At 68.4% G+C, this 20,532-nt stretch carries 18 protein-coding genes; 7 read left to right on the forward strand and 11 right to left on the reverse strand.

The genetic code is table 11. The features are described 5' to 3' along the window. Positions 1–142: 142 nt before the first annotated feature. The 3 genes from AB4083_RS15310 to AB4083_RS15320 form a co-directional block, all read right to left on the reverse strand. Positions 143–1,951: a tetratricopeptide repeat-containing diguanylate cyclase gene (locus AB4083_RS15310; RefSeq protein ID WP_441608942.1), complete on the reverse strand. Its 1,809-nt coding sequence runs from the start codon at positions 1,949–1,951 to the stop codon at positions 143–145. 31 nt (positions 1,952–1,982) lie between these two features. Next, complete coding sequence (locus AB4083_RS15315) at positions 1,983–2,240, reverse strand: hypothetical protein (RefSeq protein ID WP_441608943.1); 258 nt, start codon at positions 2,238–2,240, stop codon at positions 1,983–1,985. Positions 2,241–2,420: 180 nt separating this feature from the next. Continuing rightward, positions 2,421–3,254, reverse strand: a complete 834-nt coding sequence (locus tag AB4083_RS15320; protein WP_441608980.1) for an SAM-dependent methyltransferase — start codon at positions 3,252–3,254, stop codon at positions 2,421–2,423. A 159-nt stretch (positions 3,255–3,413) separates the two neighbouring features. Here AB4083_RS15320 and AB4083_RS15325 point away from each other — a divergent pair, with 159 nt between their 5' ends. Genes AB4083_RS15325 through AB4083_RS15335 form a run of 3 tightly spaced genes read left to right on the forward strand, consistent with a single transcriptional unit; the run spans position 3,414 to position 6,302 of the window. Beyond that, positions 3,414–4,421 (forward strand): two-component system sensor histidine kinase NtrB, encoded by a 1,008-nt coding sequence (locus AB4083_RS15325; RefSeq protein WP_441608944.1) that lies wholly within the window; start codon positions 3,414–3,416, stop codon positions 4,419–4,421. Further along, positions 4,414–5,802 carry a nitrogen regulation protein NR(I) gene (gene ntrC, locus AB4083_RS15330; protein ID WP_441608945.1) on the forward strand — a complete coding sequence of 463 codons (1,389 nt, stop codon included), beginning with the start codon at positions 4,414–4,416 and terminating at the stop codon, positions 5,800–5,802. The genes AB4083_RS15325 and ntrC overlap by 8 nt, the downstream gene beginning before the upstream one ends. Before the next feature lie 29 nt (positions 5,803–5,831). After that, complete coding sequence (locus AB4083_RS15335) at positions 5,832–6,302, forward strand: GNAT family N-acetyltransferase (protein WP_441608946.1); 471 nt, start codon at positions 5,832–5,834, stop codon at positions 6,300–6,302. Between the two features lie 110 nt (positions 6,303–6,412). Here the strand turns inward: AB4083_RS15335 and AB4083_RS15340 are convergent, their stop codons facing one another. Continuing rightward, positions 6,413–8,884: a sensor domain-containing protein gene (locus AB4083_RS15340; RefSeq protein WP_441608947.1), complete on the reverse strand. Its 2,472-nt coding sequence runs from the start codon at positions 8,882–8,884 to the stop codon at positions 6,413–6,415. Positions 8,885–9,032: 148 nt separating this feature from the next. Continuing rightward, positions 9,033–10,190, reverse strand: coding sequence for a hypothetical protein (locus AB4083_RS15345; protein ID WP_441608948.1), 1,158 nt, complete (start codon positions 10,188–10,190; stop codon positions 9,033–9,035). A gap of 118 nt (positions 10,191–10,308) precedes the next feature. Here AB4083_RS15345 and AB4083_RS15350 point away from each other — a divergent pair, with 118 nt between their 5' ends. After that, positions 10,309–11,592, forward strand: coding sequence for an acetyl-CoA C-acetyltransferase (locus AB4083_RS15350; protein ID WP_441608949.1), 1,284 nt, complete (start codon positions 10,309–10,311; stop codon positions 11,590–11,592). Between the two features lie 17 nt (positions 11,593–11,609). Continuing rightward, on the forward strand, positions 11,610–12,134 hold the full coding sequence (locus AB4083_RS15355) for an energy transducer TonB family protein (RefSeq protein ID WP_441608950.1): 525 nt from the start codon (positions 11,610–11,612) through the stop codon (positions 12,132–12,134). On the opposite strand, the gene AB4083_RS15360 is transcribed toward AB4083_RS15355, so the two are convergent. The 5 genes from AB4083_RS15360 to AB4083_RS15380 all read right to left on the reverse strand — a co-directional run bounded on the left by AB4083_RS15360 (position 12,135) and on the right by AB4083_RS15380 (position 16,985). After that, entirely contained in the window at positions 12,135–14,039 is a 1,905-nt protein-coding gene (locus AB4083_RS15360; protein ID WP_441608951.1) for a phospholipase D-like domain-containing protein, read from the reverse strand. A gap of 77 nt (positions 14,040–14,116) precedes the next feature. Next, positions 14,117–14,716, reverse strand: coding sequence for a YceI family protein (locus AB4083_RS15365; protein ID WP_441608952.1), 600 nt, complete (start codon positions 14,714–14,716; stop codon positions 14,117–14,119). Continuing rightward, complete coding sequence (locus AB4083_RS15370; RefSeq protein WP_441608953.1) at positions 14,713–15,201, reverse strand: SixA phosphatase family protein; 489 nt, start codon at positions 15,199–15,201, stop codon at positions 14,713–14,715. Before AB4083_RS15370 ends, AB4083_RS15365 begins: the two co-directional genes overlap by 4 nt. Positions 15,202–15,225: 24 nt before the next feature. Beyond that, entirely contained in the window at positions 15,226–15,861 is a 636-nt protein-coding gene (locus AB4083_RS15375) for a nucleotide-binding protein (RefSeq protein WP_441608954.1), read from the reverse strand. Between the two features lie 80 nt (positions 15,862–15,941). Beyond that, on the reverse strand, positions 15,942–16,985 hold the full coding sequence (locus AB4083_RS15380) for a hypothetical protein (protein ID WP_441608955.1): 1,044 nt from the start codon (positions 16,983–16,985) through the stop codon (positions 15,942–15,944). A 206-nt stretch (positions 16,986–17,191) separates the two neighbouring features. Between AB4083_RS15380 and AB4083_RS15385 the strand changes: the two genes are divergently transcribed. Further along, positions 17,192–17,371, forward strand: coding sequence for an antitermination protein NusB (locus tag AB4083_RS15385; RefSeq protein WP_441608981.1), 180 nt, complete (start codon positions 17,192–17,194; stop codon positions 17,369–17,371). A gap of 63 nt (positions 17,372–17,434) precedes the next feature. On the opposite strand, the gene speE is transcribed toward AB4083_RS15385, so the two are convergent. Continuing rightward, entirely contained in the window at positions 17,435–18,286 is an 852-nt protein-coding gene (speE, locus tag AB4083_RS15390; RefSeq protein ID WP_441608956.1) for a polyamine aminopropyltransferase, read from the reverse strand. A gap of 283 nt (positions 18,287–18,569) precedes the next feature. Between speE and speA the strand changes: the two genes are divergently transcribed. Then, entirely contained in the window at positions 18,570–20,459 is a 1,890-nt protein-coding gene (gene speA / locus AB4083_RS15395) for a biosynthetic arginine decarboxylase (RefSeq protein WP_441608957.1), read from the forward strand. Positions 20,460–20,532: the final 73 nt, after the last annotated feature.

A 20,532-nucleotide genomic window follows, 5' to 3' on the forward strand; every position in this document is an offset into this window, starting at 1 on the left:
TGGCGCCCGGATGAAAAACCCACACCAAACTGACGCGTCCAGACGTCTAAATGAAATACGCGCCGATTCGCCTGCGTCACATGCGTGACACATGGCGCAGCAAAAATACCCCTAGATAGATCGATTTAAATGAAATCCGGGGTCAGGCGACCCTGGCGCCGGGGGCGGCGTCGCCATCGACGACCACGCGGTTGCGTCCACTGCGCTTGGCGCGATACAGCGCGGCGTCTGCGTCGCGACACAGTGGCTGCATTGCATAGCCCGAAGTAGCGGTAACCGCCATGCCGATGCTGGCGGACAGCGCGACGGCCTGCTCTTCGCTGCCGGCCGGCGACGACTCGATCGTCCGGCGCACGCGTTCGGCCAGCATCAGGCCTTGCTCGCGGGCGCAGTCCAGCAGCAGGATGCCGAACTCTTCGCCGCCGAGGCGACCGAACAGATCGCTGGAGCGCAGCAACGGGCGGCACAGCGCGACGACGTGCTTGAGCATGTCGTCGCCCATGGCGTGGCCGTGCGTATCGTTGATCTGCTTGAAGTGATCCAGGTCGATGAACATCAGGCAGGCCGTGCCGTGCTTCTTCTCCAGCAGGTGCAGCGCGCGGTCGGCATCGGCGATGAAGGTCTGGTGATTGAGGATGCTGGTCAGGCCATCCACGCAGGACAGTTTCTTGAAGCGCAGCTGCGAGCGCTTGAGGCGGAACAGCCAGAACACGATCGAGACCAGCAACAGCAGCAACATGGCGATGTAGAGGCGGCTGGTCTCGACGGCCTTGGTGTTCAACGCCTGCTGCAGCCGGAGGATGCTGTTCTGCTTGCTCAGCGCTTCGGTCTCCAGGCGCTGCACGTGCAGGTGCTGCTGGGCCATCTCGTAGGCCAGCGTGCGTGCGCTGACGTCGTTGAGGTAGCCCTTGTCCTGCGCCGAATACTGTTCGTGGTAGGCGAGCGCGGCGGCAGCGTGGCCCTGGCGCTTCTCGACTTCGTACAGCACCTGGTAGGCGACCATCAGCCATTCGCTGATCTCGCCCTGATGCGCCATGGCGACGGCGGCGAGTCCGGCCTTGCGTGCTTCGCCATCGTTGCCGAGCATGGCATGCGCCTGCGCGCGCTCGGCCTGCGCGGACAGGATGTGCGGATAGAACCGGTTGAGTTCGATCGCGGGTGCGATGCGATCGAGCAGCGTCATCGCCTTGGCCGGCTGCTTCTCGTCGATATACAGGCTGCCGAGCACCAGCCGGATGCTGTTGGTGGCGACCGGCTGCTGGGCGGCGATGCAGGCATCGATGCCTTGCTGCACTTCCGGGCTGGCCGAATGCAGGCGCTTGCCGTTGTACAGCGCGGCCACCAGCAGGTTGAGCGGCAGGCAGCGGTTCTCGCCGGGCGGGATGGCCTCGTCCATCATGCGCGCGTACTTGATGGCCAGGTCGGTCTGGCCGGCCAGATCGAGCATCTGCGAGAGATTCATCAGGACCAGGAAACGCGTCATCGGGTCCTTGACGACCGGCAGCTCGGAAGCCAGCCGGTTGGCCAGGGTGAAGGCCTCTTCGTAGCGCTGGTTCCAGCCCAGGTTCATCAGCAGCAGCGACGAGGCGCGCAGGCGGATGGCGGCGTCGCTGGCGTGCTCGATGATGTCGCGCAGTGCCTGTTCGGACTTGGCGTAGTTGCCCTGGAACATCACTTCCCACGCATCGAGATAGCGCAGGCGCCACTCGTCGCGCGGGGTGAGCGGCGGCGTCTGGCGGTGGATCTGGGCCAGCATCTGCACGAACCTGGGATGGTCTTTCCGCTGCAGGCTCTCGGCCTGGTCGAGGAAGGCAGACGAGTTGTCGATCGTGGGCGTCGTGGCGGGTTCGGTGGTTCCCGGCACGTCGGCATAGCCGGGCTGCGCAAGCACGCCTAAAGCCAGGGCCGCGCAGGCGGACCAGGTCTTGATGCGGCTTGGCAGCCGGGCCATGGCGTCGTCTTATCCGACGCGGGTACCGTGCTTACTCTTCTTCAGGCGCCAGAGGCGGCATTTCTTCGGGCGCCTCTTCTTCTTCGTGGCCCGGAGCCTGGGTGACCTGCGGCGGCTCGGACTTCTGGGCGCCCAGCTCGACCACCAGCGCGGCGTTGTCGCCGCTGGCTGCGGCGGTCTTCAGCGCCTCGGAAGCCTGCGCTTCGAGCTTCCTGGCCAGTTCGTCGCCGGGCATGTGGCGCAGCGAAGCATCGCTGCCGATCGCTTCGAGCAAATCGATGGTATCCATCATGGCTTTCCCCTAGTCCCCTGTTTGCGTTCGTTATGATGCGGCCGCTTGGTATCGCCCGCCGGCGGGATGGATGCGCCGGTCGGTTGCCAGGCTGTCCACTGCGCCGAAGGCGCAGCGTACCGCCGGGTCACGCGGGGCGGTGTGCCCCGAAAAGCATAAGCGCGCGCCGTGTCGGCTTTATGCCAGCGCGCTCTCCTTGTCCAAGGCTTCCAGTCGTTCCTGCATGGCGAGATTGCGCTGCAAGGTCTGTGCCGGCGGCAGCACCACCGTCTCCTCGGAGGTCACCGGCACATGGGGCAGTTCGCGCAAGCTCACGCGGCGGATGCGCGGCTGTTCGATCGGCAGCGTCGCACCGCGGTAGATGATGACTTGGTGGTCGAGCGGGTAGTCGCGGCTGAGCAATTCCACCAGCAGCTCGCGGTACTTGGGCCCGGTGGTGAAGCGGCCCAGCGAGCGATCGCCGACCAGGCCCACCTGCCACAGCACCAGGTAACCGGCGTTGTCGATGCGGCGGTCGTAGAACAGCAGCTGGCTGGCTTCGAAATGCTGGCAGCCGTAGCGGCCCGGGTCGATGCCCAGATCCGCATACAGGCAGTCTTCGGCGGAGATGCCCGGCTCCATATGCGCCTGGAAACCTTCCGCGCGCGCCGTTTCGATCACCTTGTGCGGCGACCACGCAAAGATGCCCGGATGCCCATAGAACACGCCGCACACGCGCTTGCCGGCGCGCACCTCGGCCATCATCACCTCGACCCATTCGCGATAGGTCTTCATGCGCGACTTGCCTTCGCGGTAGTACGGCTGAAGGCTGCGCACGTCCGAATGCATCCGCTGCAGCCACAGCTCCACCACACCGTCGGAAAGCCCGGCGAACACCACGTCGGCCTGCTGGATATGGCTGCGCGCCAGCGGGGTGAGGTGGGAGCCGAGGGTCATCCCGAGACCGACGCAGGCGAGGCTGCCGCGGCGCGGCTCCGGTTCGTTGGCGAGTAGTGAAGGCGAGGTCGGCATCGCGTGATAGTAGGGCAGTTTTGTGAGCGGACGCACATCTTCATTTGTAAAAGAGAGGGGCGGGATGTGGGTCCGCGTCGCTGCATAAATCGCGGCTGGCGCGACGAGGCTTGGCACATCCCATTTGCACCAGCCCAAAGCATTGTCCATGATGGTGCAATGGACACGGCATCCTGGCGCGCCTGGGCGGAACCGATGTCGACCGGGCTGGCCCTGGTCGACGCCGGACTGCGGGTGGTGTGGATCAATCCCGCCCTGGCGGAATGGCTGGATACCGGGCCGCGCAGCGCGGCCGGGCAACCGCTGGGCTTGCTGCTGCACGAGCCCGACTGGCTGGGCCAGGCCGAGCGTGCCTTGAGCGAACAACGCGCCGTGCAACTGCGCGGCGTGGCATTGCCCGCCGCACGCGGGCGCGAATGGCCAGCCGACGTCGCGCTGCAACCGGTGGATGGCGGCCTGCTGCTGGAGGTGCACGTGCTGGCCCCGGCCTCGCCGGGCGCCTCGCCGTTGTCGGCCACGCTGCGCGGCTTCGCGCACGAGGTGAAGAACCCGCTGGCCGGTTTGCGCGGCGCGGCCCAGCTGCTGCAGCGGCGCGTGGCCGACGAAGACTTGAAGGCGCTGGCTGGCCTGGTCATCGCCGAGGCCGACCGGCTCGCCTCGCTGGCCAACCGGCTGCTGCATCACGACGGCGCGCCGCGGCTGGGGCCGGTGAACATCCATGAGCAGCTCGAATGGCTGACCGACCTGCTGCAGGCCGAGCCCGAGCCGCCGCTGCTACGCCACGACTACGACCCCAGCCTGCCCGACGTGAAGGGCGATGCCGAGCGCCTGCAGCAGATCCTGCTGAACCTGGCGCGCAATGCCATCGAAGCCGGTGCGCGCACGCTCGTCCTGCGTACGCGTGTCGAGCACGGCTTGCGCGTGGGCGAACGCATGTTGCGCACGGCGCTGCGCGTGGACGTGGCCGACGACGGCCCGGGCGTGCCTGCCTCGCTGCGCGACACCTTGTTCGAACCGCTGGTCTCCGGACGCGCCGACGGCACGGGCCTGGGCCTGGCGCTGGCGCGCGAGATCGCACGCGAGCACGGCGGCGAGTTGCGCTACGCCAGCCGGCCGGGCGAGACGGTGTTTTCGCTGTACCTGCCGCTGGAGCGCACGCATGACTGATGAGATCTGGATCGCCGACGACGATCGCGGGGTGCGCTTCGTGCTGGCCGAGGCGCTGCGCGATGCAGGCCTGGCGGTACGCGAGTTCGGCGATGCCGAGTCGGTGCGCGAAGCGCTGCGCGATGCGCGCCCGGCCTTGTTGCTCACGGATGTACGCATGCCGGGTGAAGACGGCCTCGCACTGATCAACGATCTGAAGGCGCGCGGGATTGGGCCGGTGATCGTGATGAGCGCCTTTACCGACGTGGCGACCACCGCCGCGGCCTATCGCGCCGGCGCGGCCGACTACCTGGCCAAGCCGTTCGACCTGGACCAGGCCGTGGCCTCGGTGCAGCGCGCACTCGCCGACGTACCCGCGGCCGCCGCGCCGCCGCCTGCACCGGTCGTACCCGCGCATGCGCTGCTCGGCGAAAGCGTGGCGATGCGCGAAGTGTTCCGCCTGATCGGTCGCATCGCGGCGAGCGACCTCAATGTGCTGATCACCGGCGAAACCGGTACCGGCAAGGAACTGGTGGCGCGCGCCCTGCACGAGGAAAGCGCGCGGCGCGAGCGCCCCTTCCTGGCGCTCAACACCGCCGCCATTCCCAGCGAGCTGCTGGAGAGCGAGCTGTTCGGCCACGAGGCCGGCGCGTTCACCGGCGCCACGCGCCGCTACGCCGGGCGTTTCGAGCAGGCCGAGGGCGGCACGCTGTTCCTGGACGAGATCGGCGACATGCCGCTGGCGCTGCAGACGCGCCTGCTGCGCGTGCTGGCGGGTGGTGAGTTCTATCGGGTGGGTGGACGCGAATTGATCCGCGGCCAGGTGCGCATCGTGGCGGCCACGCATCAGGATCTGGATGCGCGCGTCGCGGCCGGCCTGTTCCGCGCTGACCTCAAGCATCGGCTGGACGTGGTGCGCATCGAGTTGCCGCCCTTGCGCCAGCGGCGCGCGGATATCCCGCTGCTGGCCCAGCATTTTCTCGCCGCCGCAGCGCGCGAACTGAAACTGCCGCCGAAGCGTTTTTCCAAGGCTGCATTGAAGGCGGTGGCGCAGCGCGATTTTCCCGGCAACGTACGCGAGCTGGAGAACCTGTGCCGTCGCCTTGCGGTGATCGCGCCGGGCGCGGAAATCCTGCCGGCCGATCTTGGCGGCACGCCCGCCGTGCCCGCGCTGGGTGACTGGACCGATGCCTTGCGCGAATGGGCCGCGCAGGCGCTGACCGATGGCGAGAGCGAGATCCATGCGCGAGCCCGCGATGCGATGGATCACACCTTGATGCAGGCCGCGCTGGCCGTGCACGGCGGGCATCGGCAGAACGCGGCGGCGGCGCTCGGTGTCGGGCGCAATACCTTGACGCGCAAGCTCGGCGCGTCGCGCACACGGCGGCCGTCGCGGCCTTGAGCACTCACGAACACAGCGGAGCTTCAAGCATGTCACTCACTGTCCGGGCCGCCGAACGCGGCGATATCCAGCACATCGCCCGCTGGAACGAGGCGATGGCGTGGGAGACCGAGCAAAAGCGCCTGGACCCTGACGTGCTCGCGCGCGGCGTGGCGGCGGTATTCGACGAACCGCGGCGCGGTTTCTACCTGGTGGCCGAGCGCGAGGGCGAGCCAGTCGGTTGCCTGCTGGTGACGTATGAGTGGAGCGACTGGCGCTGCGGGGATTTCTTCTGGATCCAGAGCGTGTACGTGGTCGAGCAGGCACGGCGCGGCGGGGCGTTTCGGGCGATGTACGAAGCTGTCGCGCAACGTGCGCGTGAAGCCGGCGCGGTCGGCGTGCGTCTGTATGTCGAGACCGAGAACGAGCGTGCGCAGCGGACGTATGCCGGGCTCGGCATGGAGCGCTGTCACTACTTCATGTACGAGGCGGCGTTCCAGGCATCGAACCGACCGGCGTAGGTTGGGGTGAGCCGCAGGCGAACCCCAACATCACCACGTTCAACCGTATCGCATCGTTGGGGTTCGCCTGCGGCTCACCCCAACCTACGTCGTGCGCTGGTTCTGGGATGTCAGGCGGAGACCAGCAACCGCTCGAACTCCACCGCCGGCATCGGCGCCCCGTACAAGAAACCCTGCAGCAACCGGCAACCGGCCTGGCGCAGATAATCCGCCTGCTCCGGTGTCTCCACGCCTTCGGCCACCACGCTCATCTCCAGGCTTTGCGCCATGGTGATGATCGCATCGGCGATCGCCGCGCTGTCCGTATCCGTGGCCACGTCGCGCACGAACGCACGCGGGATCTTCAGCACGTCGATGGGAAAGTGCTTGAGGTAGGACAGGCTGCTATAGCCCGTGCCGAAATCGTCCAGCGCCAGGCTCACGCCCAGTTCCTTCAGCTGCTGCATCAGCGCGCGGCTGTGGTCGCCGCCGGACATCACCATGCGCTCGGTCAGCTCCAGCTCGATCATGCCCGGCGGCAGATCGCTTTCGCGCAGCATGTCGCGCAGCGCGTCGTGGAAGCCCGGCTGCAGGAACTGTGGCGGCGCCACGTTCACCGCGATCGACACGCTACGCCCGGAGCGATGCCACACGGCGGCCTGCTGGCAGGCCTGCTGCAACGCCCAGCGGCCCAGCGGGCCGATCAGGCCGCTTTCCTCCGCCACCGGCACGAACTGGTCGGGGCGGTAGACGTCGTGGCCGTCGACCTGCCAGCGCAGCAGCGCCTCGGCCCCGACGACTACGCCGGTAAGCGCGTCGACCTTGGGCTGGTAGTGCAGTTGCAGGTCGCCGCGGCGCATGGCGGTGCGCAGGTCGCGCTCGATGCGCATCTGCGCGGCCGGCCGCTCGGTCATCGCCGCGGTGAACAGCCGGTAGCTGTTGCGGCCCTGCATCTTGGCCTCGTACATGGCGGTGTCGGCGTGGCGGATCAGTGCTTCGGCGTCGTCGGCATCGTCCGGGTACAGGCTGATGCCGGCGCTGAAACTCAAGGCCAGCTCGGCCAGTTCGTGCGGCGGATGCTCGTGCCAGCGGCGCATCAGCAGTTCGCAGGTCTTGGCTGCGTCGGCGGAGCTGTCCACGTGCGGCAGCACCACCATGAACTCGTCGCCGGCGGTGCGGCTGACGATATGGTCGCCGCCGAGCAGGCCGCGCAGATGCGCGGCGAACAGGCGCAGCAGCTGGTCGCCGGTCTGGTGGCCGAGCGAATCGTTGACGTGCTTGAAGTGATCCAGGTTGATGAAGATCAGCGCGGCGCGCCCGTGCCGGCGCCGCGCCGCGGCGATCACCTGGGCCAGCCGTGCCTGCAACAGGTGTCGATTGGGCAGGCCGGTCAGCGTGTCGTGCTGGGCCATGTGCGCCATCTTCAGCACCAGCGCGCGGGTGGCGCTGACGTCGTGGAACACCAGCACGCCGCCGATCACGTTGCCGGCGTGGTCGTGGATGGACGCGGCCGAATCCTCGATCGGCGTGCGGAAGCCGTTGCGGTGCACCAGCATGGCGTTGCCGCGCAGCTCGACGATGGTGTCGCGGCCGATCGCCTCGCGCAGCGGGTTGCGCAGCAGTTCGTCGTTGTCGCCATCGAGCAGGCGGAACACGTCCTCGATCGAGCGGCTCAGCGCCTCGGCGTGGCTCCAGCCGGTCATCGCCTCGGCGATGGGGTTGAGCGAGGTCACGCGCAGCTGCAGGTCGGTGGTGATCACCGCATCGCCGATCGAGCGCAGGGTGACCTCGGCCAGCTCGCGCTCGCGGAACAGCGCTTCTTCGTAGGCCTTGCGCTGGCTGATGTCCTGGATCTGCGCCACCGCGTGGAACGGCGTGCCGTCCGGTGCGCGCACCAGCGACACGGTCAGCAGCACGTGCACCACATGGCCGTCGCGGTGGAAGTAGCGCTTCTCCAGCTGATAGGAATCGCGCTTGCCCTCCATCAGCTCGGTGGCCAGCTCGAAGCTCTTGGCCACGTCGTCCGGGTGGGTGATGTCGCGGATATTGAGCTGCAGCAGTTCCGGCTCGCGATAGCCGAGCATCTGGCACAGCGCGGCGTTGACGCGCAGCAGGCGGCCGTCCGGCGCGACCAGGCCCATGCCGATGGCGGCGTGCTGGAAGGCGCCGAAGAAGCGCTGCTCGCTCTCGCGCAGGCGGGTTTCCAGCGCGTGGCGTTCGGTGATGTCGATCAGCACGATGAAGATGCCGCAGACGCCGCCGTCGGCGTCGTAGTCCGGCTGGAAGCTGCCGTGCACGTAGCAGCGCGACTGGCCGGCGAACATCTCGCCTTCGTACACGGAAGGGTGGCCGCGCAAGGCTTCTTCGAGGCAGGGGCCGGTGCGTTGCAGGCTGGCTTCGTCCAGCACTTCGGCGACGTGGCGGCCGTGCAGCTGGGCCGGATCCACCCCCAGCCAGGACTGGTGCGCCGCGTTCGCGAAGCGGATGCGCAGCTCGCGGTCGATGTAGGCGATCAGCGCCGGGGCGCCATGCACGACACGAACGGCCCAATCAGGCTCGGACGAGGCCGGCCCGGTCGGTCGATCGGGTTCGATCCGTTGCATGCCCATACCGCCCGTCCATCCACCCCTGTAGGACGCTACAGATCGCATGATGCGCCAAGTCGCGGCAGGTGGGCAGTAGGTGAAGACCACCGCGAGGTGAAGGAAATGTCTACGCGGCCGTGCGTGCCGAGCCTGGTCTTGCGGCGCGTCAGTGCAGCGCTTCGAGCGGTGCGCCGAGGCGGCCGGACTCATCCAGCACGATGCGGCCCAGCGCGTGCAGCTCGGCGGGGATGCCGCTGCGCTCGGCCAGTGCGGCGACCAGCGGACCCAGTGCCCGCGGCTGCAGCGGATAGCCGTTGGCCAGCACGCGTGCGCGGCCATTCTCGCCGCGCTGGGCGAGAGTCACCGCGACCACGCCCAGGCCTGGCGCTTCGTGCGCATGCAGGCGCGCCTCGCCGTAGGCCGGATCGAGCGGGTCGAACACTTCCAATAGATAACCGGGCTCGGCCGCGGTGGCGGTGGCCTCGCGGGAGTCCAGCGCCTGAGCGATGCGATGGGCGTCGAGCAGGGCGGCGTACTGGCGCAGTTCGAACACGATGCCGGCCAGCTCGTGCGGGCGCTGCCCAAGCTCCATGGGGGTGGCATCGATCGCCTGCGCGGCGGCCCAGTCGCTGGGCGACTGGATCCACACCTTGCCCTCGGCATAGCGCAGCGCCAGGCCGCGGGCGCTGAGCGTGGCTTCCTCGCGGTACGGCGTCAGCAGCGCGCATTCCAGCAGGGACCACAGCGCGGCGAGGTTGACGTGCTCGTACTGCACGCAGGTCATCGCCAGCAGGTCGTTGCGGCTGAGGTAGCGCACATGTTCCAGGCGCACGCCCAGGGCGCGCATCAGCCAGTCCGAGGTGCGCGCGCCGGCTTCGCCGCGGCCGACCAGTTCCACTTCCAGGCGCTCGGCCAGCTCCTCGGCCAGCGCTTCGGGCGCAAGCAGGCTCAGCGGCAGCAGGCGCAGCGGGCCGTCAGCGTAGATGCGTTCCGGTTCCAGCGGCTGGGCCGGCATGTGGCCTTCGTGGGTGCCGAACGCGACCACGTTATCCAGATGGCCGCGCGGCACGCGGCGGGCCAGTTCGTCCAGGGTGGCCCATACGGGGAAACCCGGGCGCAGCAGTTCCACCGCGTCGAACAGCGCGCCGGCCACGGCCAGCCGGCCTTGCGCCACCTGCGGCACCAGCGCGTGCAGATCGGTGGCGGCCAGCGCCGCCAGTTCCGCCGCCTCGTCGCGGCCCAGGGTCAGGCGGTCCGGCGTTTCGCCGGGCGACAGCTCCAGCGCCAGCACGATGGGCAGGGCGACCAGCGACGAGGCTTCCACGTGGGCGAATCCGAACGGCAAAGAACCGGAAGTCTAGCACCGGCTTAACACGGGCTTTCGCCAGCTGGCACGGCGGGTTAGCCTTGAACGCTCGGCCCGGCTGGAATCTTCTAAGCACATGGACAACACCTCCAAGCGCGTCGGTGTCATCGGCGGCATTCGCATTCCCTTCTGCCGCAACAACACCTCATACGCCGACGTCGGCAACTTCGGCATGTCGGTCAAGGTGCTCGGCGCCCTGGTCGAACGCTTCCGCCTGCACGGCGAGGAGCTGGGCGAAGTGGCGATGGGCGCGGTGATCAAGCATTCCTCGGAATGGAACCTGGCCCGCGAGGCGGTGCTGTCCTCGGGCCTGGCGCCGACCACCCCCGGCATCACCACGGCGCGCGCCTGCGGCACTTCGCTGGACAACGCCATCATCATCGCCAACAAGATCGCCGCCGGGCAGATCGAGGCGGGCATCGCCGGCGGCTCGGACACCACCAGCGACGTGCCGATCGTGCTCGGCGAGCGCTTGCGCAAGCGCCTGCTGGCGATCAATCGCGCCAAGGGCTGGCAGGACAAGATGGCCGCCTTCACCCGCGGCTTCTCGCTGAAGGAACTGAAGCCCTCGTTTCCCGGCGTGGCCGAACCGCGCACCGGCATGTCGATGGGCGACCACTGCGAGCGGATGGCCAAGGAATGGCATATCGACCGCGAGCCGCAGGACCGGCTGGCGCTGGAAAGCCACCAGAAGCTGGCCGCCGCCTACGAGGCGGGCTTCTTCGAAGACCTGGTGGTGCCGTTCCGCGGCCTGAAGCGCGACGGTTTCCTGCGTCCGGACTCGACCATGGAGAAGCTCGGCTCGCTCAAGCCCGCGTTCGACAAGATCTCCGGCCACGGCACGCTGACTGCGGGCAATTCCACCGGTCTCTCGGACGGTGCTGCCGCGGTGCTGCTGGGCAGCGACGAGTGGGCGGCCAAGCGCGGCCTCAAGGTGCAGGCGTATTTCCTCGATGCCGAAGTGGCCGCGGTCGACTTCGTGCACGGCGAGGGCCTGCTGATGGCGCCCACCGTGGCGGTGCCGCGCATGCTGGCGCGCCATGGGCTGACGCTGCAGGACTTCGACTTCTACGAGATCCACGAAGCGTTCGCCGCCCAGGTGCTGTGCACCTTGCGCGCGTGGGAAAGCGAAACCTACTGCCGCAACCGCCTGGGGCTGGAACGGCCGCTGGGCAGCATCGATCCGGCCAGGCTCAACGTGCACGGCTCCAGCCTCGCGGTGGGCCACCCGTTCGCCGCGACCGGCGCGCGCATCATCGCCACCCTCGCCAAGCTGCTGGAAGAGAAGGGTTCGGGCCGCGGCCTGATCTCGATCTGCACCGCCGGCGGCATGGGCGTCACCGCCATCCTCGAGCGCTGACGCGCACCGCACCGGCCATGTTCCGCCTGCGCACCACCACCGCCCTGAGCCTGCTCGCGCTGGCGGTGGGCGTGGGCGGCACGGCATGGCTGAGCGGGCTGACCGCGGGGTGGCAGGGGCCGGATAGGCTTGCAGCGAAGCGCACTCCCGCGCCTGCCGTGAAGCCGCATCTGCGTGTCGCTGCCGTACCACGGCCGGCCGGACATGCCATGCATCTGCCGCCGGTGGATGCCGCGCAGGCCATCGCCGCACCGGCCACGGCGGACGTGCCGACCTTGACCCCCATCGAGATGCCGCAGGCGCCGAGCTCGCTCTTCAGCCGCCGCGTCGCGCGCGCCGGCCTGGTGGTGCTGCGCCTGTCGGTCGACGGGCAAGGCCACGTCACCCACGCCGCGGTGGACCAGAGCAGCGGCGATCCGCTACTCGACCAGGAAGCCGTGCAGACCGTGCAGGGCTGGCGCTTCGCCGTGCCGGCGGATCACCCCGACGGCCTCAGCGGCAACCTGCCGATGCGCTTCGCCGCCGACGACCGGCAGGCCTGATCAAAGAATCCCGTTGGCTCCGGCGCCGAATGCGGTCAGCAGGCGCGTATAGATCAGCTTGGGCGGGCTGGCCACTTCCGGGAAATCGCCCACCGCCTCGTAGCAGCTGAAGAAGTTCGGATCGCTGGGCCGCATCGGCGTGCAGCCCTGCTTGAGCTGATAGCTGGTGGCGTAGCGGTACGGCCAGAAATCGAACAGCGGCAAGGCGGCGGAGACGTCGCCGATGGCGGCACTCAAGTCCGACAGCAGCGGAATGGAACGCTGGCGCGGCGCGATCACCCAGGCGTTCTCCGGCTCCGTCTCGCGCATGATCGCGCTGCGCAGCTGCTGGGCGAAAGCAGCGTCGTACACGATCACGCCAGCCTCGGTGTTGTAGTGGTCCGAGCGCGGATCGAAGTTGTGCGAGCCGACCATGGCGAAGCGGTCGTCCACCACGATCGATTTCGCATGCAGGCCGAAACGCCGGCCCGCGCTGATCAGCGGCGCCGGCCGGTTGCGCTTGCCGCCGCGGCCGAGCAGGGTGCGCGTCTCGGTGCCGACGTAGCGGCGCTTGCTGGCGGGCTTGCCGGCGGTCGGCCTGGCATCGCTGCCGTCCTCGTCGTCGGGGCCATCGTCCGAGCTGGCCCAGGCGTTGTCCTGCGCCGGGCCCAGCGCGCGCGGCTTCAGCTCGTAGATCTCGAAGCCGTATTCCTTGAGATAGCGTTTGCGGTGCTTGTACGACATGGCATACACCGCGAAGGCGTCGGTGGAGGCCAGCGAATTGGTGGAGACCACGATGCGCGGCGGCGCGTCCTGCTTCTGCAGCCGGTCGAAGATCTTGCGGGCGCGGCTGCTCATCACCAGGTAGGGCGTCTGCAGCACCACTTCCTGCTTGGCCGAGCCGACCATGCGCATCACGTTGGCGGTGAACTCGCGCGCGGCGCGTTCGCGCGGCTTGTCGGTCTTGGCCGGCAGGTCGCTGAAGAATTCCACCGGCGCGGTGGTGCGCAGGGTGGGGGCGACCAGGTATTCGTCCAGCCAGTCCGCGTCGTCCGCTTCCTCCTGCACGCGCGCCACGCGCTCCGGATGCAGGTACACCGGCTCGCGCCATGGCGTGGCCGTGCCGCCGGCCAGCAGGCGGTAGATGTCGCGCAGGTGGGTCAGCGGCACGGAACGCTTGTGCGCCCAGAAGCGCTCGAAAGTTTCGCCCATCGCCTGCGCGGCGGGGCCGCCGACCATCACGTCGCGATCGACGTAGTCGAAGTCGTTGTCCCAGTCGAAATAACGGTCCTGGAAGTTGCGCCCGCCGGTGATGCCGATGCTGTTGTCGACCAGCAGGATCTTGTTGTGCATGCGCTGGTTGAATTTGTAGAAGCAGCACACGATGCCGGCGGCGAATTCCAGCGGTGAAGTCTCCGACTTGTGGAAGGTCGGGTTGTACAGCCGGATCTGCAGGTTGACGTGCGCCTGCGCCAGGCGCGTCAGCCACGCGCCGTCGTTGAAGGAGAACAGCTGGTCGGCCAGCACGCGCACCTTCACGCCGCGCCGCGCCGCGCCCACCAGTTCGTCCAGGATCAGCTGGCCGGCGTCGTCCTGGTCCCAGATATAGGTCTGGATATCGATCGAATGCTTCGCCGCGCGGATCAGGTTGATGCGCGCCACCATCGCCGGCTCGCTGTCGTTGAGCAGGGTGACCACGTGCACCGGCGCCTGCGCGGTGGAGGCGGCGAGCGCCGCGCTGGCCGCGTCGAGCAGGGGCGAGTCCTCGGCGCAGGTGGTATCCGGCGTGGCGCAGTCGATCCGGTGATCGGTCTGCGCCGCCACGATGGCATCGGCACGGCGGATCTTCGCCGTCGACAGGCTGCATCCCGGCAGCAGGGTCGAGGCGAGCAGCAGGAGGAGAACGCACGCCCAGCGCGATGACATCAGGCAATGATAAATAACCCCGGGCCATTTCGTCGCCGGTCCGATGCCCGGCGAACCGGCGCCGGGCCAGCGCCCGTTCATGACCCGCTGGTGGTCGGCGCGTGGTCGATGGCGATGATCAGGCCGAGGCGGACCTGGTCGGACAAGGCGGTGCGATGCCCGGTCATGCCGAACTCGCTGCGCTGGATGTCGCCGCGCGCTTCGATGCGGCAGTCCCTGGGCGTGTCGAGCGGGCAGGGCGAGGGCAGCAGCTCGAACCGCGCCGGCCGCGAGACGCCGCGCAGGGTCAGCGTGCCGAACAGTGCGCCGCCGTGTTCGAGCGAAGCCACCGGCACCGGCTCGGAGACGAAGTGGATGGTCGGGTAATGCTCGGCGTCGAAGAACTCCGGCGCCATCACCCAGCGGCGGAAGCGCTCGGACGACATCTGGATGCTGTCCACCGTGATATGCGCATCGACCACCGCCACGTCGCGCTGCGCGCTCAAGGTCACGTCGCCGTCGATGTGCTCGAAGCTGCCGGTGACCTGGGTCAGCCACAGCAGGCGCACGCCGAATTCGGCGTGCGAGCGGGAGGAGTCGATGCGGTAGTCGGCGGCGTGGAGGGTGCAGGCCGCCAGTGCGAGGACGAAACCGGCGATGGCGCGCTGGCGAGGCCAGCGGCGACGCTTGCGGTTCACGGCGACCAGAAGGCTTCCAGGCGGGCGTGGCCCGGTTCGAAGCCCTCGTCCGAGTGGAATACCGCGATGCCGGCGGGCGGCATGCCGCGGTATTCGTCGGAACGGCCCTCGGCCAGCAGCGCGACCAGCCGCTCGATGCCGGGGTTATGCCCGACCAGCAGCACCGAATCGGCGTCGCTGTGGTCGTCGAGCAGGGCCAGCAGTTCGCCCTGGGTGGCCTCGTAGATGTCTTCGCACAGCTCCGGCTCCGGCGCGCCGTTGACCTCGGCCAGCGCCAGCGTGGCGGTGGCGCGGGTGCGCTCGGACGGCGAACACAGCACGCGGCTGGGCCGCTGCTGGCCGTGCTTCTTCAGCCATTGCTCGAGCCAGCGGCCCGCGGCGCGGGCCTCCTGCTCGCCACGTCCGCTCAGGCGGCGGCCGACGTCGTCGCCCCCGGGCTGCGAGGGCTGGGCTTCGGCGTGGCGCAACAGGATAAGTTCTCGCATGGACGGCTCCGGACGGACGGTGAATTAATGCTGGCGCTTGATCCAGCGCAGGAGTTGTTTCCAGTCTTCCTGGTGGTTGCGCACCTGTTCGGAGGCATAGTCGAAGATGCCTTTGCCGAGCGCGGTGAGCAGCACGTAGGCCTGGCTGTCGCGCAGTTCCGCCACCAGCGGGAACGGCGATTCGGCGGCCAGTTGTTCCATCGCGTCCTGGCTGGCGCGGGTCCACGGCTTGAGGCGGTTGCCGACCAGCCCCACCGGCAGCTTGCCGCGCTTGATGCGCGGGATCTCCTGCAGGTGGGCGAGGAAGCCCATGGTGGCGTCCAGGTCGAAGGTCGACGGCAGCACCGGCACCAGCAGCACGTTGGCCTGTTCGAGATACGGCTCCAGCTCGCGTTCGTGCGAGCCGGCGGGCGTGTCGATCAGGGTGCGCTGGGTGTCTTCGGGCAGCTTTTCCAGCGCCCGGCGCCCGCCTTCCACGGCGAGCACGCCGGGGACATTGTTTTCGGCGCGGCGCGCCGCCCAGCGGAAGCTGGAACCTTGCCGGTCGGCATCCACGATGGCCGTGTGCTTGCCGTCCTGCGCCCAGTGCGAAGCAAGCTGGGTGACCAGCGTGCTCTTACCGCAACCGCCCTTGCTGCTTGCTACCAGCACCGTCAGCATGCGTCGCCCCTTCGTTTCGAGGTGGGCCAAGGGTACATGGGAAGGGGGAACCGGCAACAGCGCGCGGCGTGCGCCAGTGCTCAGCCTTTCGCCTGGGCCTGCGCGGCACCGGCTGGCTTCTGGTTGTCCCAGTCCGCCGGCGCATCCATCGGGATCTTGTAGTCGCGCAGTGCCGCCAGCACCAGGCTCATTTCGGTGCCGCCGCTGCGCGCCAGCGCCAGCAGGTGCTGGGCCAGGGCCAGGTCGCTCTGCGCGCGGGCCGACAGCTGGGCGAAGTTCTGCACCTGCCAGACCAGGTTGCGCCGGGCATGCTTGGCGTCTTCCTGCTGGGCCGGATCGGCGGCGAGCACCTCGCGCAGGTGCAGGCCCAGTGAGCGGGCCAGCGGGCTGGAACCCCATTCGAGCAGGCGGCCGAGCTTGAGGCAGTCGTCCTTCAGCGCGGCATCGTCGCCGGCGTTCTCGCACAGCCTGGAGGTGGCCTGCAGCCCCGGTTGCGGCTGCGTGGCGGCCATGCCGAACACCAGGGTCAGCTGCACTCCGGCGGCGCCGGTGGCCGAGGCCGGATCGATGGTCGGCGCCGGCGGCGGCAGGGTGCTGACATTGCCGGCCAGGGCCTTGAGGCTGGTGCCGGTGTAGTCGTCGTAGAGCTTGGCGGCAGCGGCTTTGGCCAGGTCTTCGCGGGCGGCCTGGTCCTTGCCGTCGTGGTGGTCCTGGCCCAGCTTGAGCAGCCACACGGCGGCGTTGTCCGGGGCCTGTTCGACCAGCCTGGCCAGCGCGTCGGCATTGGGGCAGGCGTCGGCCTTGGCGTCGCAGTCGCTCAGGCGCAGCCAGGTCACCGCCGGGAAGGTGTCCTCGGCCTTGGAGGCGCGCTCGATCAGCGTATGGAAGTCGTTGTACTTGGGCTGGTTGGGCAGCGGGCGGGCGAGCAGGGCGGCGCCGAGCAGGGGCAGTGCGTCCGCGCGCGGGGCCAGCACGCTGACCAGGTCGCGCTGGAAGGCCAGCAGCGCGTCGTTGCGTGCTTCGCCGGTTTTGGTCGCCACCGGCTTTGAGGCCTGTTTGGCGACGACCGGGGCGATCGACAGGACACCGGCGAGCCCTAAGGCGAGGTAGCGCCATCCGCGCATGCTGTTCTCCATCCGCAAAACGAAGCGGCCAGCATACTTATTCAGGATTAAGCCTGCCTGATCCCGTGAACAGGCCTGGCCGCAGCGCGTGGCTACGCTTGTTAGCATGGCGCCTTCACCGATTTAGCGCGCGGCTGCGCGCCACCACTGCTTCGGGCGCGCTGGTGCGCCACGCACAGGAGAGACGAGTGGATCAGATAGCGATCATGGCCGACGGGCGAGCCCCCTGGTTCGTGGGCTGGGGCACCCTGGCGTTGATCAATGCGGGCCTGGCCCAGGGCAAGAATCGCAGCGGCCTGGTGTGGTTCCTGGTGTCGCTGCTGCTGGGGCCGATAGCCACGCTGGTGCTGGTGCTGCTGCCGAAGGTGCGCTCGACGCTGTTCTGAGCACCCCCGGAAAAGCAAAAAACCCGCCCCGCGGTGGCCGCGAGGCGGGTCTGGCGCTCAGGCTTATTCGCCCAGTGCTTCCTTCATGAACTCCGGCATCGCCAGCGCGCCCTTGTGGATCTCGGCGTTGTAGTAGCGGGTCGGGAAGTTCTTGCTCAGTGCGCCGCGCTCGCGGAAGCCGGCCAGGTCGCCGCCCTTGCGCACCATGGTGCAGCTCCACCAGCCGGTGGGGTAGCACGGCTGCGGGAACGGCAAGGTCTTCACCGCGCTGAAGCCGGCGGTGCGCATGGCCGAGCGCATCGACTTGATCAGCTCGATGTGCGCCAGCGGCGACTCGCTCTGCTGCACCAGGATGCCGCCATGGCGCAGCGCCTTGTAGCAGCTGCCGTAGAAGGCGGCGTTGAACAGGCCTTCGGCGGGGCCGACCGGGTCGGTCGAGTCGACGATGATCAGGTCCAGCGATTCCGGCTCGGCCTCGGCCATGTACTTGATGCCGTCGATGAACAGCAGCTCGGCGCGCGGGTCGTTGTTCGCCTCGCACAGCTCGGGGAAGTACTGCTCGGCCAGGCGCGTGACGCGCTCGTCGATCTCCACCTGCACGGCCGATTCCACTTCCTCGTGCTTGAGCACTTCGCGCAGCGTGCCGCAGTCGCCGCCGCCGATGATCACCACGCGCTTGGCGCGCGCATGGGTGAACAGCGCCGGGTGGGTCATCATCTCGTGATAGAGGAAGTTGTCGCGGCTGGTCAGCATCACGCAGCCGTCGATCACCATCAGGTTGCCCCAGTCGGTGGTCTGGTAGATCTCGATGGTCTGGAACGGGGTTTTCTCGGCATGAAGCAGCTTCTCCACGCGATAACCGATGGAGGAGCCGGAGGCCTGGTGGGCCTCGGTGAACCAGCTGGGCTGCGACATGGCGTGTGTTCCTGTTCCTGACGTCACGGTGGGCAAAGAGACGCAATTGTAGCCGTTCCGGGCCCCGGCGTACCGGGCACGGATGCCGCATGGTCACATTCGACCATTACAATAGACGGCCGTCCCGTCTGCGACCGTTCGCCGGCGGGACCGTAGAGTCCGATCCGGCCCCGCGGCGTGCGAGGCTTCCGGCCGGCCGGCTTCTTCCTCGTCAAGGCTCGCCGCTGCGACGACATGACGGACGGGCGCCTCGCGCCCGCTGAGCCTTAAGGAATACCTGTCCATGTCGAAGCACTGGAACGCCGCTGCCGCCCGCCACACCTACGCCGTCCCGCACTGGAGCGACGGTTATGTGGACGTGGACGACAACGGCCATATCGTGATGCGCCCGCGCGGCGCCGGCGGCCCGGCCCTGTCGCTGCCGTCGATCGTCGATCGCGCCCGCGCCGAAGGCCTGCGCCTGCCGCTGCTGGTGCGCTTTCCCGACATCCTCGCCGACCGCCTGGCGCGCCTGCAGGGCGCGTTCGCCAAGGCCACCGCGGAGTGGAACTACGGCGGCGGCTACACCGCGGTGTATCCGATCAAGGTCAATCAGCAGCGCGGCGTGGCCGGCGAGCTGGTGGCCGCCGGCGAGCATGGCTTCGGCCTCGAAGCCGGCTCCAAGCCCGAGCTGATGGCGGTGCTGGCGATGGCCCGGCCCGGCTCCATCGTGGTGTGCAACGGCTACAAGGACCGCGAATACGTGCGCCTGGCGCTGATCGGCCGCAAGCTCGGCCTGCGCGTGCATATCGTGATCGAGAAGCTCTCGGAGTTGGATCACGTCTTCGCCGAAGCCAAGGCGCTGGGCGTGGAGCCGCTGCTGGGCGTGCGCGTGCGCCTGGCTTCCATCGGCGCCGGCAAGTGGCAGAACACCGGCGGCGACAAGGGCAAGTTCGGCCTGTCGCCGAACCAGGTCCTGACCCTGGTGCGTCGCCTCGATGAGGCGGGCCTCAAGCACACCTTGAAGCTGCAGCATTTCCACATGGGCTCGCAGATCTCCAACGTGCGCGACATCGCTGCCGGCATGCGCGAGGCGACGCGCTACTACGTCGAGCTGATCCGCCTGGGCGTGCCGCTGGAGATCGTCGACGTCGGCGGCGGCCTGGGCGTGGACTACGAGGGCTCGCGCTCGCGCAGCCACAACTCGATCAACTACTCGATCGAGCAGTACGCCTCCACCATCGTGCAGTCGCTGGCCGAAGCCGTGGCCGAGGAAGGCCTGGCCGCGCCGCATATTGTCACCGAGGCCGGCCGCGCGATGACCGCGCACCACGCCGTGATGGTGGTCAACGTCACCGAGGTGGAAGAAGTACCCGTCGGCGCCATCCCGCCGCCGCGCGAGGACGAGCCGGCCGTGCTGCGCCGCCTGCGCGAGACCTACGAGGAACTGGATGCGCGCCCCCCGCTGGAACTGTTCCACGAGGCGCAGCATCACCTCAACGAAGGCCAGACCCTGTACGCGCTGGGCCAGCTCGCGCTGCAGGACCGCGCACAGCTGGACGAGATGTATTACGCCATCGCCAACGCGGTGCGCCTGCGCCTGCTGCCGGCCGAGCGCTCGCATCGCCAGGCGCTGGACGAGCTGGACGAAAAGCTGGTGGACAAGTACTTCGTCAACTTCTCGGTGTTCGAGTCGGTGCCGGATATCTGGGCCATCGAGCAGATCTTCCCGATCGCGCCGATCGCCCGCCTGGACGAGGCGCCGACCCGCCGCGGCGTGATCGTCGACCTGACCTGCGACTCCGACGGCCGCATCGATCATTACGTCGACGCCGAAGGCGTGGACGTGAGCCTGCCGCTGCATGCGCTGCGCGAGGATGAAAGCTATCGCCTGGGCATCTTCATGGTCGGCGCGTACCAGGAGACGCTGGGCGATATCCACAACCTGTTCGGCGACACCGACGCGGTGAACGTGCGGGTGGAAGGCGACTCGTATGTTTTTGCGCATCGCCGCCGTGGCGACACCACCGACCTGATGCTCGACTACGTCGGCTATGACCTGGAAGCGCTGCGCCGCAGCTACCGCGAACGCATCGCGGCGGCGGGTGTCGAAGGCGCGCAGGCGGAACAGCTGTATGTCACATTGAACGACGGCTTGACCGGCTATACGTACCTGTCGGAAGGCGCGCACTAAAAGCTCGTCATTCCGGCGCAGGCCGGAATCCAGCAGCGACCATGCGGGATTTTCGCGAAAGCGTTGAATGGGC

The organism is Dyella sp. 2RAB6 (assembly GCF_052115385.1).
GTDB lineage: Bacteria > Pseudomonadota > Gammaproteobacteria > Xanthomonadales > Rhodanobacteraceae > Dyella_D.